This is a genomic window from Pseudomonas sp. S3_B08, assembly GCF_054667725.1.
The window spans coordinates 4,372,075-4,388,193 of the sequence record NZ_CP162750.1; the positions used below are offsets into that span (position 1 = coordinate 4,372,075).

At 60.7% G+C, this 16,119-nt stretch carries 18 protein-coding genes; 12 read left to right on the top strand and 6 right to left on the bottom strand.

Translation table 11 applies throughout. The annotated features are described in order from the left end of the window. Positions 1–7 precede the first annotated feature (7 nt). The 4 genes from AB4N73_RS19815 to pilG all read right to left on the bottom strand — a co-directional run bounded on the left by AB4N73_RS19815 (position 8) and on the right by pilG (position 3,646). Complete coding sequence (locus AB4N73_RS19815) at positions 8–2,056, bottom strand: methyl-accepting chemotaxis protein (RefSeq protein ID WP_041476807.1); 2,049 nt, start codon at positions 2,054–2,056, stop codon at positions 8–10. 209 nt (positions 2,057–2,265) lie between these two features. Continuing rightward, positions 2,266–2,805 (bottom strand): chemotaxis protein CheW, encoded by a 540-nt coding sequence (locus AB4N73_RS19820; RefSeq protein ID WP_056786402.1) that lies wholly within the window; start codon positions 2,803–2,805, stop codon positions 2,266–2,268. Between the two features lie 10 nt (positions 2,806–2,815). Beyond that, on the bottom strand, positions 2,816–3,181 hold the full coding sequence (gene pilH, locus AB4N73_RS19825; protein WP_016772744.1) for a twitching motility response regulator PilH: 366 nt from the start codon (positions 3,179–3,181) through the stop codon (positions 2,816–2,818). A gap of 60 nt (positions 3,182–3,241) precedes the next feature. Continuing rightward, on the bottom strand, positions 3,242–3,646 hold the full coding sequence (gene pilG, locus AB4N73_RS19830; RefSeq protein ID WP_460059584.1) for a twitching motility response regulator PilG: 405 nt from the start codon (positions 3,644–3,646) through the stop codon (positions 3,242–3,244). A 225-nt stretch (positions 3,647–3,871) separates the two neighbouring features. Between pilG and gshB the strand changes: the two genes are divergently transcribed. The 8 genes from gshB (at position 3,872) to AB4N73_RS19870 (ending at position 11,165) form a co-directional block, all read left to right on the top strand. Beyond that, on the top strand, positions 3,872–4,843 hold the full coding sequence (gshB, locus tag AB4N73_RS19835) for a glutathione synthase (protein WP_056786399.1): 972 nt from the start codon (positions 3,872–3,874) through the stop codon (positions 4,841–4,843). A gap of 107 nt (positions 4,844–4,950) precedes the next feature. Continuing rightward, positions 4,951–5,850 (top strand): energy transducer TonB, encoded by a 900-nt coding sequence (locus AB4N73_RS19840; RefSeq protein WP_039757551.1) that lies wholly within the window; start codon positions 4,951–4,953, stop codon positions 5,848–5,850. A gap of 306 nt (positions 5,851–6,156) precedes the next feature. Further along, entirely contained in the window at positions 6,157–7,152 is a 996-nt protein-coding gene (locus AB4N73_RS19845; RefSeq protein ID WP_150638880.1) for an IS110 family RNA-guided transposase, read from the top strand. A 115-nt stretch (positions 7,153–7,267) separates the two neighbouring features. Continuing rightward, the gene (locus AB4N73_RS19850) at positions 7,268–7,840 is read left to right on the top strand and encodes a YqgE/AlgH family protein (RefSeq protein WP_016772739.1); all 573 of its coding nucleotides are present in this window, start codon (positions 7,268–7,270) and stop codon (positions 7,838–7,840) included. Beyond that, on the top strand, positions 7,840–8,277 hold the full coding sequence (gene ruvX / locus AB4N73_RS19855) for a Holliday junction resolvase RuvX (RefSeq protein ID WP_041476809.1): 438 nt from the start codon (positions 7,840–7,842) through the stop codon (positions 8,275–8,277). The genes AB4N73_RS19850 and ruvX overlap by 1 nt, the downstream gene beginning before the upstream one ends. 81 nt (positions 8,278–8,358) lie before the next feature. Beyond that, the gene (gene pyrR, locus AB4N73_RS19860) at positions 8,359–8,865 is read left to right on the top strand and encodes a bifunctional pyr operon transcriptional regulator/uracil phosphoribosyltransferase PyrR (RefSeq protein ID WP_016772737.1); all 507 of its coding nucleotides are present in this window, start codon (positions 8,359–8,361) and stop codon (positions 8,863–8,865) included. A gap of 27 nt (positions 8,866–8,892) precedes the next feature. Beyond that, positions 8,893–9,897 carry an aspartate carbamoyltransferase catalytic subunit gene (locus AB4N73_RS19865; RefSeq protein ID WP_016772736.1) on the top strand — a complete coding sequence of 335 codons (1,005 nt, stop codon included), beginning with the start codon at positions 8,893–8,895 and terminating at the stop codon, positions 9,895–9,897. Then, positions 9,894–11,165, top strand: coding sequence for a dihydroorotase (locus AB4N73_RS19870; protein ID WP_024014656.1), 1,272 nt, complete (start codon positions 9,894–9,896; stop codon positions 11,163–11,165). The genes AB4N73_RS19865 and AB4N73_RS19870 overlap by 4 nt, the downstream gene beginning before the upstream one ends. Positions 11,166–11,248: 83 nt before the next feature. On the opposite strand, the gene AB4N73_RS19875 is transcribed toward AB4N73_RS19870, so the two are convergent. Then, positions 11,249–11,683, bottom strand: coding sequence for an NINE protein (locus AB4N73_RS19875; RefSeq protein WP_016772734.1), 435 nt, complete (start codon positions 11,681–11,683; stop codon positions 11,249–11,251). Between the two features lie 248 nt (positions 11,684–11,931). Here AB4N73_RS19875 and AB4N73_RS19880 point away from each other — a divergent pair, with 248 nt between their 5' ends. Next, positions 11,932–12,549 carry a C40 family peptidase gene (locus AB4N73_RS19880; RefSeq protein ID WP_024014657.1) on the top strand — a complete coding sequence of 206 codons (618 nt, stop codon included), beginning with the start codon at positions 11,932–11,934 and terminating at the stop codon, positions 12,547–12,549. Between the two features lie 150 nt (positions 12,550–12,699). Here the strand turns inward: AB4N73_RS19880 and AB4N73_RS19885 are convergent, their stop codons facing one another. Beyond that, positions 12,700–13,734: a type IV pilus twitching motility protein PilT gene (locus AB4N73_RS19885; RefSeq protein WP_016772732.1), complete on the bottom strand. Its 1,035-nt coding sequence runs from the start codon at positions 13,732–13,734 to the stop codon at positions 12,700–12,702. A 56-nt stretch (positions 13,735–13,790) separates the two neighbouring features. Between AB4N73_RS19885 and AB4N73_RS19890 the strand changes: the two genes are divergently transcribed. The 3 genes from AB4N73_RS19890 to AB4N73_RS19900 are packed head-to-tail and all read left to right on the top strand — an operon-like array spanning position 13,791 to position 15,921. Next, on the top strand, positions 13,791–14,477 hold the full coding sequence (locus AB4N73_RS19890) for a YggS family pyridoxal phosphate-dependent enzyme (protein WP_071172225.1): 687 nt from the start codon (positions 13,791–13,793) through the stop codon (positions 14,475–14,477). A gap of 23 nt (positions 14,478–14,500) precedes the next feature. Further along, positions 14,501–15,319 carry a pyrroline-5-carboxylate reductase gene (gene proC, locus AB4N73_RS19895; RefSeq protein WP_460142454.1) on the top strand — a complete coding sequence of 273 codons (819 nt, stop codon included), beginning with the start codon at positions 14,501–14,503 and terminating at the stop codon, positions 15,317–15,319. A gap of 11 nt (positions 15,320–15,330) precedes the next feature. Further along, a complete protein-coding gene (locus AB4N73_RS19900) occupies positions 15,331–15,921 on the top strand; it encodes a YggT family protein (protein WP_039757546.1) in 591 nt (196 codons plus the stop codon). The last annotated feature ends 198 nt before the right edge of the window (positions 15,922–16,119 follow it).

Sequence of the window (16,119 nt, forward strand, 5' to 3'; positions counted from 1 at the left end):
ACTCCACTCACGCTTTATCTGTCGCCGCCGGCAAGGTGAATCCGGACACCGAACGACGCAGCTGACTGGCCATTTTCGCCAGGTTGCCGATGCTCTCGGCGGTGGCCGTGGACCCCGACGAAGTCTGCGAGGTGATCTGCTGGATCACATTCATCGTCAGCGAGATCTGCCCGGCCGAAGAGGTCTGCTGCTGCGCCGCGTTGGAAATGCTCTGGATCAGCGCCGCGAGGGTCTTGGACACGCCTTCGATTTCTTCCAGGGCCACACCGGCATCCTGCGCCAGTCGCGCGCCGCGCACCACTTCGGTGGTGGTCTGCTCCATGGAAATCACCGCTTCGTTGGTGTCGGCCTGAATCGCCCGCACCAGGGTTTCGATCTGCCGGGTCGCGGCGGACGAACGCTCGGCCAGGCGCTGCACTTCGTCGGCGACCACGGCAAACCCGCGCCCGGCGTCCCCGGCCATCGATGCCTGGATCGCTGCGTTGAGGGCGAGAATGTTGGTCTGGTCGGCGATGTCATCGATCAGGCTGACGATGTCGCCGATTTCCTGGGACGACTCGCCGAGGCGCTTGATGCGCTTGGCGGTGTCCTGAATCTGTTCGCGGATGTTGTCCATGCCGTGGATGGTGTTGTGCACCACCTCGTTGCCCTTGTTGGCAATTTCCACGGAACGCTCGGCCACCGCCGACGATTCGGCAGCGTTGGCCGAGACCTGATCGATGGACTCGGCCATGTCGCTGATCGCCGTCGAGGCTTCGGAAATCTGCTGGGCCTGTTGCTCAGACGCTTGGGCCAGATGCATGGCGGTGGCCTGGGTTTCCTGCACAGCGGCGGCAACCTGGCCGGCGGTGAGGTTGATGGTCGCCACCAGATCACGCAATTGGTCGACGGAATAGTTGATCGAGTCGGCGATGGTGCCGGTGAAGTCTTCGGTCACCGAAGCGGTCACGGTGAGGTCGCCATCGGCGAGGTCTTCGATTTCGTCGAGCAGGCGCATGATCGCGTTCTGGTTGCGCTCGTTCTTCTCGGCGGTTTCACGCAACTGGCGATTGGTTTCGCGGACCATGACCAGACCGATGAGGATGATCGAGGCCAGCGCCAGCAAGCCCAGCACATAGCCGCCAATGGTGTCGGTGTTGCGCCCGCCGGCCAGATGCTCGAAACCTGTAGCAAGGTGTGAGGCTTCGTCGAGCAGGGTTTGCGACAGGGTGAAGATGTTGCTCGCCGATTCGCGCACCTTGAACAGCTCTGGCGAGGTTTCGAGGATTTCATCCACGGAGCCGGAAACGAACTGGAACAGCTCGGAAATTTCGCTCAAACGCGCACGGGCGTCGCGGTCTTCGACCTGGCTGATTTTCAGCGCCGGGTTGCCCTGCAACATGCCGTTGAGCACCAGACCGAAACGCGCGGCATCGCGGCCAAAGGCATCGGCGGCCTGCTGCGAGTTTTCGTCACCGGCGAGCACGGTGTTGACGGCACCGAGGATGCGTTCGGCAAGCAACGATTGCCGTTGCGCCATTGCCACCTGCGCCGCCGGAGCGCCGCGCTGGAGCAGGATTTCCACGACTTTTTCGTATTCGATCTGCAACTGCGGCACGGTTTCGGCCAGCGTCGCGGCGACCTGATGCAGCGACAGCACGGTCTGTTCGCTGCTGAGGATCGCATCGGTGTTTTTCAACAGGCGCTCCCAGTCCATCTGCACCGCGCGCATTTCCGGGCGCACGGCGACGGGTGCCGGCGGCAGGCCGGTGTTCGGGTCACCCTTCTTCAGGTAGCCCCAGCGCTGGGCAAAATCGTTGCGCGCATCACTGAGCAGTTTGAAGGCGGCCGCCTTGCCCGCCGCCGCTTCGGTGGCGTTCTTGGCGATGCGTTGCGAGAGCACGCGCAGTTCGCCGGCATGGCCGATGTACTGCTTGTCGTAGTTCGCCTGGGTGTTGAGGTACGCGAAGTTGGCGAACAGCAGCATGATGAACACGATCAGTGCGATAAACAGCACGATGATCTGTGCGCGACTGCGCGATGCTTCTGCCGACTTGCCTGTTTTTGCTTTTGTCATCGGTCCTCGCCTATGAAACCTGCCATGGCCCTTGTGGGAGCGAGCCTTGTGGCGAGGGGATTTATCCCCGTTCGGCTGCGAAGCAGTCGCAAAAATATCGCATGCGCTGACGGTGTCAGGCCTTGCAGTTTTTGGGGCCGCTGCGCGACCCAACGGGGATAAATCCCCTCGCCACATGGCCCGCGTCCACATGGGTTCTGTTGTTCGTGCTATAGAGCCACGCCCATGAACACCGGAGATTTGGCCAGTGCAAACAGGCTGAACACCCGCCAGTTCTGTTCACGGCGGAAATAGCCTTTGACGAATTCAGCCTTGGAGCCCTGGCGCTTGCTGATCGACAGCGGCTCGAAACTGCCCTGTTCGAAATGCTGCAAGCCGATGACTTCGTCGACCATTACCCCGGCGAACACGTCTTCATGTTCCACCACCAATACCCGCCGTTGTTTGCGCAGCGGCGACAGCTCATGGCCGAAGAAGCCGCACAGGTCCATGATCGGCAGCAGCCGCCCGCGCAGATTGGCGACACCCTTGACCCACGGCTTGACCCCGGGCAACTGGGTGAAGCGCGGTTCATGCAGGACTTCGCTGACTTCGCCCATCGGCGCCACATACCAATGCTCGCCGAGGCGAAAGCCGATGCCGCTCCAGCGATCCGGGCGCGCCGCTTGCGACGGCAGGTCGGCTGCCAGCAGGCGGCAGCGCTGGTCGATCTGCCAGAGCAGTTCGAACGCGGTCAGCGATTCGTTCATGATCGCGCGATCAGCCGTTGAGGACGTTGTTCAGGGTCTTGATCAGGGTGTCTTCGTCGACCGGTTTGGTCAGGTAATCCTTGGCGCCCTGGCGGGTGCCCCAGACCTTGTCGGTTTCCTGATCCTTGGTGGTGATGATGATCACCGGGATGTGCGCAGTGTCGGCATCCTTGGTCAACTGCCGGGTCGCCTGAAAACCGTTGAGGCCGGGCATGACGATGTCCATCAGCACCGCGTCGGGTTTTTCCTGACGGGCCAGGGCCACGCCGTCGGCGCCGTTCTCGGCCTTGAGCACTTCATGGCCGTGCTTTTCGAGCATGCCGGTGAGTTTGTACATTTCAGTCGGCGAATCATCGACGATCAGGATACGTGCCATGGTCTTCCCCATTTTTCTGGTCGACTGCCGGCCCGCTGGCCGAGCGTCACTGTGCGTGTCTTACTGCGGCAAAACGGCGGCGAAGCCCGGAACATGGGCCTGGATCGCGTTGAGCAGTTCTTCTTTGCTGAACGGCTTGGTCAGAAATTGATCAGAGCCGACAATCCGCCCCTTGGCCTTGTCGAACAGACCGTCCCCGGACGACAGCATGATCACCGGCGTCGCCTTGAAGGCGCTGTTGTTCTTGATCAGGGCGCAGGTCTGATAACCGTCCAGACGCGGCATCATGATGTCGACAAAGATGATCCCGGGATGGTGGTCGGCAATCTTCGCCAGCGCATCGAAACCGTCGATGGCGGTGATCACTTCGCAACCGACATTCTTCAACAATGTTTCGGCGGTACGGCGAATCGTTTTCGAGTCGTCGATCACCATGACCTTCAAGGCGCTGGACTGCTGTTCCATAAGAGGGTTCTACCGTCGCCTTTGCGAATCAAATTGTCCGTTTTGCTGTGAATAATGGCCTGAAACCCTTGAAACCCATGGGGCGGCGCGATCTGCCAGCCTTTTTAGCACAGTCTCCAGATGCAATCTATCGACGGGTTTTTCCTTGACCCGAAACCCGCCCGGCGCCACTCTGGCGGCACTTTTTCAATACCGATCCGGTAGCCAAATTTCGAGGAAAACCCAATGAGCGTTCGCGTCGGGATTGTCATGGACCCTATCGCCAGCATCTCCTATAAAAAGGATAGCTCGCTGGCCATGCTGCTGGCCGCGCAGAAGCGTGGCTGGGAACTGTTCTACATGGAACAGAAAGACCTGTATCAGGCCGAAGGCCAGGCGCGGGCGCGGATGAGCCCGCTGAAAGTCTTCGCCAACCCGGACAAATGGTTCGAGCTGGACGCCGAACAGGACAAGCTGCTAAGCGACCTGGACGTGATCCTGATGCGCAAGGATCCGCCGTTCGACATGGAGTTCGTCTACTCCACTTACTTGCTGGAACAGGCCGAAGCCGCCGGCGTGCTGGTGGTGAACAAGCCGCAGAGCCTGCGCGACTGCAATGAAAAGCTGTTCGCTACGCTGTTTCCGCAGTGCACGCCGCCGACCATCGTCAGCCGCCGCCCGGACGTATTGCGTGAGTTCGCCGACCATCACGGTGACGTGATCCTCAAGCCGCTGGACGGCATGGGCGGTTCGTCGATCTTCCGCCACACCGCCGGGCACCCGAACCTCTCGGTGATCCTCGAAACCCTGACCCTGCATGGCAAGCAGCAGATCATGATTCAGGGTTACCTGCCGGCGATCGTCGATGGCGACAAGCGCATTTTGATGATCGATGGCGAGCCGGTGGATTACTGCCTGGCGCGGATTCCGGCTCTGGGCGAAACCCGTGGCAACCTCGCCGCCGGTGGCCGTGGCGAAGCGCGTCCGCTGACCGAGAAGGATCGCTGGATCGCCGCCCAGGTCGGCCCGACCTTGCGCGAGAAAGGCCTGCTGTTTGTCGGCCTCGACGTAATCGGCGAGCACCTGACCGAAATCAACGTCACCAGCCCGACCTGCATCCGCGAAATCGACAATGCGTTCGGCACTGATATCGGCGGCATGCTGATGGATGCGATCGATAAAAAGCTGCAAGCGGCCGGCAAAAAGCCACAAGCTTGATGTACGTCACATGCAGCCTGTCGCTTGAAGCGTGAAGCCCAAGGCGCGAAACCAACATTGCGTTATCATGCGCAGCCTCTGAAAAACGCGATGTTGGTTTTCTTGTCATGACCCTTCCGTCCGATCTGCCCGCTGAACTCGCCCATCGTGGCGTGCGCCCGGCCGATCGCCTCGGTTTTACACTGTTTCTGGCAGCGCTGATTCACCTGGCGCTGCTGCTAGGCGTCGGCTTCACCATGGTCGAGCCGCAGCAGATCAGCAAAACCCTGGAAATCACCCTGGCCACCTTCAAGGCCGAGAAGAAGCCGGAAAAGGCAGATTTTCTCGCTCAGGAAAACCAGGAAGGCAGCGGCACGCTGGACAAGAAAGCCCTGCCCAAGACCACCGAAGTCGCGCCATTCCAGGACAATCAGGTCAAAAAGGTCACCCCGCCGCCCGCCGCCAAGCCAGTGGTGCAGGAAGCCGCCCCGAAGGCAGCGGTGACCACCGTTGCGCCGAAACCGAAAAAGGCGCCGACCAAGAAAGAAGAAAGCAAAACCGAAGTCAAACCGACCGTCGACGCGCCGGTGTTCGACAGCTCGCAGTTGTCCAGCGACATCGCCAGCCTCGAAGCAGAGCTGGCCAAGGAACAACAGCTGTACGCCAAGCGCCCGCGCATCCACCGCTTGAGCGCGGCCTCGACCATGCGCGACAAGGGCGCCTGGTACAAGGACGACTGGCGCAAGAAGGTCGAGCGCATCGGCAACCTCAACTACCCCGAAGAAGCACGGCGCAAGCAGATCTACGGCAATTTGCGCCTGATGGTCTCGATCAACCGCGACGGTTCGCTGTATGAGGTGCTGGTGCTCGAATCCTCCGGCCAGCCGCTGCTCGATCAGGCCGCGCAGCGCATCGTCCGCCTGGCCGCGCCGTTTGCACCGTTTACCGGCGATCTGTCGGACATCGACCGCCTGGAAATCATTCGCACCTGGAAATTTGCCCGGGGCGACAAGCTCTCAAGCAATTAAGAGCAAAATCAAAAGATCGCAGCCTTCGGCAGCTCCTTGTATGTTCCCCACACACCAGCATGAATGAGATCTAAGCTCGCTGGTGCGACATACGAAGATGTGTTTCTGGGGGAGACCGATCGCTCCTTAAGGCAGGACTTGCTCCTGACCTTGTATGTAGAGAGGTCCCCCCGCCTCATTGCCCACCACGAAGAGTATCGAGAAGCCGACGAGTCGGACTTCGCATTACAAGGTTGCAGTGGCATGAAGTTCGAGGTCAGGGGAACCAGGAAGCATTTTTAACTCAGTTCTCTTGGAGTTGAAAGCATGAACATGCACGTCGGTTTGGATGTGGGATCTCGCACTACAGCGATGGGCTGGCGCAATGGCGGCCGTTTTGCAGGTCAGTGCAATATCGACCAGACACCGGCGGGGCGCAAAGCTGCTGTCGGCAAGTTACTTGAGCTCAAGCCTATATCTGTGGTGATGGAAGCCACCGGAATCTACTACCTGGACTTGGCCATGGAGCTCGCTGCGGCGGGTTTGCCAGTCTCGGTTATCAATCCGAAGAGTTTTCACAACTTTGCAAAGCTGATGCTGAAAAACAGCAAAACGGACGCAATCGATGCCCAGTTATTAGCTGAGTACGGCGAACGCATGAGCCCAAGGTTGTGGACGCCGCCCACTTCAATACAGCTTGAGCTACGCGCTATCGGTCGCCACATCAATCGTTTGACGGGTCATCGCACCCGCGCCAAAAACGAGCTGCATGCACTAAAAGCCACTCAAACAACTCTTCTGATGCTGATTGAAGACGAAGAAGAAGCCATCAACGCCTTTGACAAACGAATCGAGCGTTTCCGACTCGCTGGTCGGGCACTGATCGACAACTGCCCAACGTTGAGCGCCCAGTTCGCCCACATGATCGCCGCCCCTGGCATGGGTGAGATCTCAGTATTTGCGGCGCTGGCTGAACTGACGACCTTACCGGTAACGCTCAAGTCAGCGCAGGTCAGCCGCCATGCCGGACTCGATGTCCGACTCACGCAATCAGGCACCAGCATTGATAAACCCGGCCGGATAAGTAAGGGCGGCAATGCCTATTTGCGATCAGCGATGTACATGCCTGCGCTGACCGCCATACGTTGCGACCCAAATGTGAAAGCGTTTTACGAAGCCTTGGTGGCTCGAGGAAAGAGGAAGATGCAGGCTATTGTCGCAGTCATGCGCAAATACCTGACCGGACTATGGGCCTGCATGCGGGCAGGCGAAGACTTCAGTACAGCCAAGCTTTTTAGCGATAAACACACCCAAAAAGCTTGACCGTGAACAGAGTATCTACAGTGGGCCTGCGTACACCCTGTAGGAGCTGCCGAAGGCTGCGATCTTTTAAAGCCTCAGCTTGTCAGTTCGCCCTTGCGACGCCACACTAGCGCTCATGAAAAACGTCAGCCCCAGCTACCTCAAGCATCACTTCCTGATCGCCATGCCACACATGGCCGACCCGAACTTTGCCCACACCTTGACCTACATCGTCGAGCACACGGCCAATGGCGCGATGGGGCTGGTGGTCAACAGGCCGCAAGACTTGAACTTGGCCGACATCCTCGAACAGTTGCGCCCGGACATCGAGCCGCCGGCACGCTGCCAGGATGTGCCGATCTTCATCGGCGGGCCGGTGCAGACCGATCGCGGTTTCGTCCTGCACCCGGCGGGCCAGACCTTCCAGGCCACGGCGCAGCTGGACGGCGACCTGGCCCTGTCGACTTCGCAGGACGTGCTGTTCGCCATCGCTGACGGCGTCGGCCCCGCGCAGAGCCTGATCACCCTCGGTTACGCCGGCTGGGAAGCCGGGCAACTGGAAGCCGAACTGGCCGACAACGCCTGGCTGACCTGCCCTTTCAACGCCGACATACTGTTCAACACCCGCAGCGAATTGCGCCTGGAAGCGGCAGCGCGGCACTTGGGCATCGATCTCAATCTGCTCACCAGCCAGGCAGGTCACGCCTGATGGCCCTGCGCCTGATTCTCGGCTTCGACTACGGCACCAAACAGATCGGCGTCGCGGTCGGCCAGGTCATCACCGGCCAGGCCCGCGAGCTGTGCACTTTGAAAGCGCAGAACGGCGTGCCGAACTGGGATCAGGTCGAAGCGCTAATAAAAGAATGGAAACCCGACGCCGTGGTGGTCGGCCTGCCGCTGAACATGGACGGCACGCCCAGCGACATGTGCGTACGCGCCGAGAAATTCGCCCGCCGCCTCAACGGCCGCTACAACCTGCCCTTCTATACCCACGACGAACGCCTGACCACTTTCGAAGCCAAGGGCGAGCGACTGGTGCGTGGCGGGCAGAAAGGCAGTTACCGCGACAACCCGGTGGACGCCATCGCCGCTGCCCTGCTGCTGCAGGGCTGGCTCGATGAAAACACTGCATTGTTTGAATCCTGACAAGCGCTTCGGCGCTTTTCTTTTGGTTATAAACCGAGCTTCGTCCAGCAGGACGCAGCGCGGAATCACGAAGGAGCAACCATGAGCCTGCCCAATCCCGCCGATCTGATCAGCCAGATGGCGACCCGCCTCAAGGCGCACCTTGCCCAGCGTGACATCAGCGAACCGCGTTACATCGGTATCCGCACCGGCGGCATCTGGGTCGCGCAGGCGCTGCTCAAGGAACTGAACAGCGATGCGCCACTGGGCACGCTGGATGTGTCCTTCTATCGCGATGACTTCAGCCAGAATGGCCTGCACCCGCAAGTGCGCCCGTCCGCCCTGCCCTTCGAGATCGAAGGCCAGCATCTGGTGCTGATCGACGACGTGCTGATGAGCGGTCGGACTATCCGCGCCGCCATGAATGAATTGTTCGATTACGGCCGCCCGGCCAGCGTCACCCTGGTCTGCCTGCTGGACCTGGACGCCGGCGAGCTGCCGATCCGCCCCAACGTGGTCGGCGCCACCCTGACCCTGGCCGGCAACCAGCGGGTCAAGTTGTCCGGCCCCGAGCCGCTGACGCTCGAACTGCAAGACGTCACCCTTTAATCCGCCCTATTGAGAGTCCCCCTCGCGATGACGCCTCTAGATACCAAGCGCCCGCTGCAGCTCAATGATCAGGGCCAGCTGCGCCACTTCCTCTCGCTCGACGGCCTGCGCCGCGAGTTGCTGACGGAAATCCTCGACACTGCCGACTCGTTCCTTGAAGTCGGTGCCCGGGCGGTGAAGAAAGTCCCGTTGCTGCGCGGCAAGACCGTGTGCAACGTGTTCTTCGAAAACTCCACGCGCACCCGCACCACGTTTGAACTGGCGGCCCAACGGTTGTCGGCAGACGTGATCACCCTGAACGTGTCGACATCGTCGGCGAGCAAGGGCGAAACGTTACTCGATACCCTGCGCAACCTTGAGGCGATGGCCGCCGACATGTTCGTCGTGCGCCACGGCGACTCGGGCGCGGCGCACTTCATCGCCGAGCATGTCTGCCCGCAGGTGGCGATCATCAACGGCGGCGACGGCCGGCATGCGCACCCGACCCAAGGCATGCTCGACATGCTCACCATCCGTCGGCACAAGGGCGGTTTCGAAAACCTCTCGGTGGCGATCGTCGGCGACATCCTGCATTCGCGGGTGGCGCGCTCGAACATGCTCGCGCTGAAAACCCTCGGCTGCCCGGATATCCGCGTGATCGCGCCGAAAACCCTGCTGCCGATCGGCATCGAGCAATACGGCGTCAAGGTCTACACCGACATGGCTGAAGGCCTGAAAGACGTCGACGTGGTGATCATGCTGCGCCTGCAGCGTGAACGCATGACCGGTGGCCTGCTGCCCAGCGAAGGCGAGTTCTACCGCCTGTTCGGCCTGACCACCGCGCGTCTGGCCGGGGCCAAACCCGATTGCATCGTCATGCACCCGGGGCCGATCAACCGTGGCGTGGAGATCGAGTCGGCGGTGGCCGACGGCCCGCACTCGGTGATCCTCAATCAAGTGACCTACGGCATCGCGATTCGTATGGCCGTGCTGTCCATGGCCATGAGCGGGCAGACTGCGCAACGTCAATTCGAGCAGGAGAACGCCCAGTGAAGCTCAGCATTCTCGGCGCACGCGTCATCGATCCCAGCAGCGGCCTGGATCAAATCACCGACATCCACGTTGAAGCCTGCAAGATCGTCGCCCTCGGCGCCGCACCGGCCGGTTTCAGCGCAGTAGAAACCATCGATGCCCAAGGTCTGGTCGCCGCGCCCGGCCTGGTCGACCTCAACGTTGCCCTGCGCGAGCCGGGCTACAGCCGCAAAGGCTCGATCGTCAGCGAAACCCGCGCCGCCGCTGCCGGTGGCGTGACCAGCCTGTGCTGCCCGCCGAAGACCAGACCGGTGCTCGACACCTCAGCCGTCGCCGAACTGATCCTCGACCGCGCCCGCGAAGCCGGCAACACCAAGGTGTTCCCGATCGGCGCGCTGAGCAAAGGTCTCGACGGTGAGCAATTGGCCGAACTGGTGGCCTTGCGCGACGCCGGATGCGTGGCGTTCGGCAACGGTCTGGAGAGCTTTCGCAACAGCCGCACCCTGTGCCGGGCGCTGGAATATGCGGCGACTTTCGACCTGACGGTGATCTTCAACTCGCAGGATCACGATCTGGCCGAGGGCGGTCTGGCCCACGAAGGCGCGGTCGCCAGTTTCCTTGGCCTGCCGGGGATTCCGGAGACGGCGGAAACCGTGGCGCTGGCTCGCGATCTGCTGCTGGTCGAGCAAACCGGCGTACGTGCGCATTTCAGCCAGTTGACCAGTGCGCGCGGTGTGGCGCTGATTGCCCAAGCGCAGGCCCGTGGCCTGAAAGTCACCGCGGATGTAGCGCTGTATCAGCTGATCCTGACTGACGAAGCCCTGATCGACTTCAACAGCCTCTACCACGTGCAACCGCCGCTGCGCACCCGCGCCGACCGCGATGGCCTGCGTGAGGCAGTGAAGTCCGGGGTGGTTTCGGCCATTTCCAGCCATCACCAGCCCCACGAGCGCGACGCCAAACTGGCACCGTTCGGCGCCACCGAGCCGGGCATCAGCAGTGTTGAGTTGCTGCTGCCGCTGGCGATGACGCTGGTTGAGGATGGTTTGCTCGACTTGCCGACGCTATTGGCTCGGTTGAGCGCAGGCCCGGCCGAAGCGCTGCGCCTGCCGGCGGGCAAACTGGCGGTGGGCGGTGCGGCGGATATCGTGCTGTTCGATCCGAAGTCATCCACGGTGGCCGGTGAACAATGGCTGTCGAAGGGCGAGAACTGCCCGTTCATCGGGCATAGTCTGCCGGGCGTGGTGCGCTATACGCTGGTGGATGGGCGGATTACGCACCAGGCTTGATAGCCAGTTGACCCCTTCGCGAGCAGGCTCGCTCCCACAGGTATTGCGGTGATTCCTGTGGGAGCGAGCCTGCTCGCGAAAGCTTACTGAAAGGCGCCGCGATTCTGCGCGTTGCGCACCGACACCTGATCGTTCAGCGTCCAGAAGTCATACAGCACGCCAATAAAGAACAACCCGCCGGTCAGCAGATACAGCAAGCCGCTGATCCATTTGCCCTGATACATCCGGTGCACGCCGAACACACCGAGGAAGGTCAGCAGGATCCACGCGACGTTGTACTCGATCGGCCCGGCGGCAAAGCGCAGATCCGCTTCGCGATCCATCGCCGGGATCAGGAACAGGTCGATCAGCCAGCCAATCCCCAGCAAACCGAAGGTGAAGAACCAGATCGTCCCGGTCACCGGTTTGCCGTAATAAAAGCGGTGCGCTCCCGTGAATCCGAAAATCCACAGCAGGTAGCCGATGACTTTGCTGTGAGTGTCTTTTTCTTTCACGCGGGGTAGCTGATAGCTGTTCATTAAGACCTCATTGCACTCGATAGATAAATATTCTTCATTTCTTTGTGACTTTTTTACAGGTGGCCGACGTATGGCAAATGTTACCGTTGCTAGCGCGAAACCCTTGTAGAACCTGACTTCTGTCGGACAATTGCGTACTTTTTGAGCGTTTTTGGTTCCGTAGCCAGCCGAATGAATCGATGAACGGCCTCGGAACGGCAAAAAAAGCTGTTATAAAGTTGCGCGCTATCACTTATGAGCCACGCCTAATGCGACCATTTTTCAAGACATGGCTGACTATTTGCCTATTAATGCCACTGGCCGCCCACGCCACCAATCGTGAGCAACGTCTTCCCAACGTCAACGGCTTCACCCCTAAATCCCATGCTTCGGCTCCATCGAGCAAAAGCAGCAAGAGCAAGACCACCACGCTGAGCAGCAAGAGCCGCAGCAAGCTGGTGCCACCGATGGCGAGCAAGGAAAGCAGCAATGTGCTGAGCCGTGCGGTAAACGTCCTCGGTACACCTTATCGTTGGGGCGGCAGCAGCCCAAGTAAAGGCTTCGATTGCAGCGGTCTGGTGAAATACGCGTTCAACGACGCTACTTTCGACCTGCCACGCACCTCCAATGCCATGGCCAGCGGTCACGGCGAGAAAGTCGAGCGCAAGGATCTGAAGCCGGGCGATCTGATTTTCTTCAACATCAAGAGCCGTCGGGTCAACCACGTTGCCATCTACCTGGGCAACGACCGCTTCATCCACGCCCCGCGCCGTGGCAAAGCGGTGAGCATCGACACGCTGAACAAGCCGTACTGGGAAAAGCATTACGTCGTCGCCAAACGCGTGTTGCCGAAAGAACAACAGCAACTGCGCGTAGTCCAGCGCTGAGCTGTTTGATCTCCTGAATCAGCTTCAGCAGTACCGGCCTTTTCGCGAGCAGGCTCGCTCCCACAGAAGAATGCATTCCAGCTGAAGGAATACGGTTTGATGTGGGAGCGAGCCTGCTCGCGAAGGGGCCGGCAGCCGCACCAGCGACCCTCAGAAATTATCCGGCGTACGCGCTTTCTCGCGTGCATGCTCGCGGCTGATCAAGCCCTTGGTCACCAGATCCTTCAGGCACATATCGAGTGTCTGCATCCCCAACGACCCACCGGTCTGAATCGCTGAATACATCTGCGCCACCTTGTCCTCGCGAATGAGGTTACGGATCGCCGATGTCCCGAGCATGATTTCATGCGCCGCCACCCGCCCGCCGCCGATCTTCTTGATCAACGTCTGCGACACCACCGCCAGCAACGACTCTGACAGCATCGAACGCACCATCGATTTCTCGTCGCCGGGAAACACGTCGACCACGCGGTCGATGGTCTTCGCCGCCGAGGTCGTGTGCAGCGTGCCGAACACCAGATGCCCGGTCTCAGCGGCGGTCAGCGCCAGGCGAATGGTTTCCAGATCACGCATTTCGCCGACCAGAATCACGTCCGGGTCTTCACGCAGGGCCGAGCGCAGTGCAGTGGCGAAGCTGCGAGTATCTCGATGGACTTCGCGCTGATTGATCAGGCATTTGCGCGATTCATGGACGAACTCGATGGGGTCTTCGATGGTGAGAATGTGGTGATGGCGATGGGTGTTGAGGTAATCGATCATCGCCGCCAGCGTGGTCGATTTGCCGGAGCCGGTCGGCCCGGTGACCAGCACCAAACCGCGCGGCGCATCAGTGATCTTGCGGAAAACATCGCCCATGGCGAGGTCTTCCATGCTCAGCACTTTCGACGGGATGGTGCGGAACACCGCGCCGGCGCCACGGTTCTGGTTAAAGGCGTTGACGCGAAACCGCGCCACGCCGGGTACATCGAAGGAAAAATCCGTTTCCAGATTTTTCTCGAATTCGATGCGCTGGGTGTCGTTCATGATGTCGTAGATCAGATCGTGCACTTGCTTGTGGTCCAGCGCCGGCAGATTGATCCGTCGCACGTCGCCATCGACGCGGATCATCGGCGGCAGGCCGGCCGACAGGTGCAGGTCGGAAGCGCCCTGTTTGGCGCTGAAGGCCAGCAGTTCAGTGATATCCATAGCGTCCCTCAATTCCAGTAGAATGCCGCGAACCTACAGACCGCCGGCGCCTCTTGATGTCCACGATAGCAGACAACATCCTTCAGGTTAGTTCGCGCATCCAGGCAGCGGCCAAAGCCGCGCACCGCGACGAAAACAGCATCCATTTGCTCGCCGTGAGCAAGACCAAACCCGCCCAGGCCCTGCGGGAGGCCTACGCCGCCGGCCTGCGCGACTTCGGCGAGAACTACTTGCAGGAAGCCTTGGGCAAACAGCTGGAGCTGGCCGACCTGCCCTTGATCTGGCACTTCATCGGCCCCATTCAATCGAACAAGACTCGCGCGATTGCCGAGCATTTCGACTGGGTGCACTCCGTGGATCGTCTGAAAATTGCCCAACGCCTGTCCGAACAACGCCCGGCCGAACTGCCGCCACTGAACATCTGCATTCAGGTCAATGTCAGCGGCGAGGCGAGCAAATCCGGTTGCACCCCGGCCGATCTGCCAGCGCTGGCCGAGGCCATCAGCGCGTTGCCCCGTTTGAAACTGCGCGGACTGATGGCGATTCCCGAGCCGACCGAGGAGCGCGCCGAACAGGACGCTGCCTTCGCCGCCGTGCAGACATTGCAGGCGAGCCTCGCTCTGCCGCTCGACACACTGTCCATGGGCATGAGCCACGACCTTGAGTCGGCCATTGCCCAAGGCGCCACCTGGGTGCGGATCGGTACCGCGCTGTTTGGCGCCAGAGATTATTCCCAGTCTTGAACGTTTCCAGATAAGGACCACACATGAGCAACACACGTATTGCGTTTATCGGTGCGGGCAACATGGCGGCCAGTCTGATTGGCGGCCTGCGCGCCAAAGGTCTGGAAGCGGCGCAGATCCGCGCCAGCGATCCGGGCGAAGACACCCGTGCCAAGGTCAGCGCCGAACACGGCATCGAAACCTTCGCTGACAACGCCCAGGCCATCGACGGCGTCGATGTCATCGTGCTGGCGGTCAAGCCACAGGCGATGAAAGCCGTGTGCGAGGCGATTCGCCCATGCCTGAAACCGAATCAACTGGTGGTGTCGATCGCCGCCGGCATTACCTGCGCGAGCATGACCGCGTGGCTCGGCGAACAGCCAATCGTGCGCTGCATGCCGAACACCCCGGCGCTGCTGCGTCAGGGTGTCAGCGGTTTGTACGCGACCAGCGAAGTAACCGCCGAGCAGCGTCAGCAAGCCGAAGAGCTGCTGTCCGCCGTCGGCATCGCCCTGTGGCTGGAAGAAGAACAGCAACTGGACGCGGTCACCGCAGTGTCCGGCTCCGGCCCGGCGTACTTCTTCCTGCTGATCGAAGCCATGACCGCCGCCGGCGTCAAACTTGGCCTGCCAAAAGAGATCGCTGAGCAACTGACCGTGCAGACTGCTCTGGGCGCCGCGCACATGGCGGTGTCCAGCGATGTCGACGCCGCCGAATTGCGTCGCCGCGTGACCTCGCCGAATGGCACCACGGAAGCAGCGATCAAATCATTCCAGGCTGGCGGCTTCGAAGCGCTGGTTGAAACCGCACTCGGCGCCGCCGCGCACCGCTCGGCCGAAATGGCCGAACAACTGGGCAAATAAAGGAGCCTTACATGATCGGATTGAACACCGCAGCGGTTTACGTGCTGCAAACCCTCGGCAGCCTGTACCTGCTGATCGTGCTGCTGCGCTTCGTCCTGCAACTGGTGCGGGCGAACTTCTATAACCCGCTGTGCCAGTTCGTGGTCAAGGCCACCCAGCCGCTGCTCAAGCCTTTGCGCCGGATCATCCCGAGCCTGTTCGGCCTCGACATGTCGTCGCTGGTGCTGGCGATTCTGGTGCAACTGCTGCTGATGGCGCTGACCCTGCTGCTGACCTACGGCACCACTGGCAATCCGCTGCAACTGTTGATCTGGTCGCTGATCGGCGTCACTGCACTGTTCCTGAAGATCTTCTTCTTCGCTCTGATCATCAGCGTGATTCTGTCGTGGGTCGCACCGGGCAGCCACAATCCGGGCGCTGAGCTGGTCAACCAGATCTGCGAGCCGGCGCTGGCACCGTTCCGCCGCTTCCTGCCGAACCTTGGTGGCCTGGATCTGTCGCCGATCTTCGCCTTCCTCGCGCTTAAATTGATCGACATGCTGGTGATCAACAATCTGGCGGCGATGACGATGATGCCGGAGATTCTGCGTTTGCTGATGTAAGCCAGTGCGTTCGGTCTGACTGACCGAGTCGCCTTTTTCGCGAGCAGGCTCGCTCCCACATTGGAATGCATTTCAACTGTGGGAGCGAGCCTGCTCGCGAATGGCTGCACCTCGATCCGAAGCGAAAACGCCGGACCTGATCGTTGCTTGCCGCTAACCCCCCCCGGTCTTTAGACTTACGCCTCATTTCAACGAGAG

Excerpts from the sequence above, each read along its gene's own strand:
- gshB (WP_056786399.1), top strand. The coding sequence starts at position 3,872 with ATGAGCGTTCGCGTCGGGATTGTCATGGACCCTATCGCCAGCATCTCC.
- AB4N73_RS19875 (WP_016772734.1), bottom strand. The coding sequence starts at position 11,683 with ATGAACAGCTATCAGCTACCCCGCGTGAAAGAAAAAGACACTCACAGC.
- AB4N73_RS19900 (WP_039757546.1), top strand. The coding sequence starts at position 15,331 with ATGATCGGATTGAACACCGCAGCGGTTTACGTGCTGCAAACCCTCGGC.
- AB4N73_RS19840 (WP_039757551.1), top strand. The coding sequence starts at position 4,951 with ATGACCCTTCCGTCCGATCTGCCCGCTGAACTCGCCCATCGTGGCGTG.
- proC (WP_460142454.1), top strand. The coding sequence starts at position 14,501 with ATGAGCAACACACGTATTGCGTTTATCGGTGCGGGCAACATGGCGGCC.
- AB4N73_RS19845 (WP_150638880.1), top strand. The coding sequence starts at position 6,157 with ATGAACATGCACGTCGGTTTGGATGTGGGATCTCGCACTACAGCGATG.
- ruvX (WP_041476809.1), top strand. The coding sequence starts at position 7,840 with ATGGCCCTGCGCCTGATTCTCGGCTTCGACTACGGCACCAAACAGATC.
- AB4N73_RS19885 (WP_016772732.1), bottom strand. The coding sequence starts at position 13,734 with ATGGATATCACTGAACTGCTGGCCTTCAGCGCCAAACAGGGCGCTTCC.
- AB4N73_RS19890 (WP_071172225.1), top strand. The coding sequence starts at position 13,791 with ATGTCCACGATAGCAGACAACATCCTTCAGGTTAGTTCGCGCATCCAG.
- pilG (WP_460059584.1), bottom strand. The coding sequence starts at position 3,646 with ATGGAACAGCAGTCCAGCGCCTTGAAGGTCATGGTGATCGACGACTCG.
- AB4N73_RS19815 (WP_041476807.1), bottom strand. The coding sequence starts at position 2,056 with ATGACAAAAGCAAAAACAGGCAAGTCGGCAGAAGCATCGCGCAGTCGC.
- pilH (WP_016772744.1), bottom strand. The coding sequence starts at position 3,181 with ATGGCACGTATCCTGATCGTCGATGATTCGCCGACTGAAATGTACAAA.
- AB4N73_RS19850 (WP_016772739.1), top strand. The coding sequence starts at position 7,268 with ATGAAAAACGTCAGCCCCAGCTACCTCAAGCATCACTTCCTGATCGCC.
- AB4N73_RS19880 (WP_024014657.1), top strand. The coding sequence starts at position 11,932 with ATGCGACCATTTTTCAAGACATGGCTGACTATTTGCCTATTAATGCCA.
- AB4N73_RS19865 (WP_016772736.1), top strand. The coding sequence starts at position 8,893 with ATGACGCCTCTAGATACCAAGCGCCCGCTGCAGCTCAATGATCAGGGC.
- pyrR (WP_016772737.1), top strand. The coding sequence starts at position 8,359 with ATGAGCCTGCCCAATCCCGCCGATCTGATCAGCCAGATGGCGACCCGC.
- AB4N73_RS19820 (WP_056786402.1), bottom strand. The coding sequence starts at position 2,805 with ATGAACGAATCGCTGACCGCGTTCGAACTGCTCTGGCAGATCGACCAG.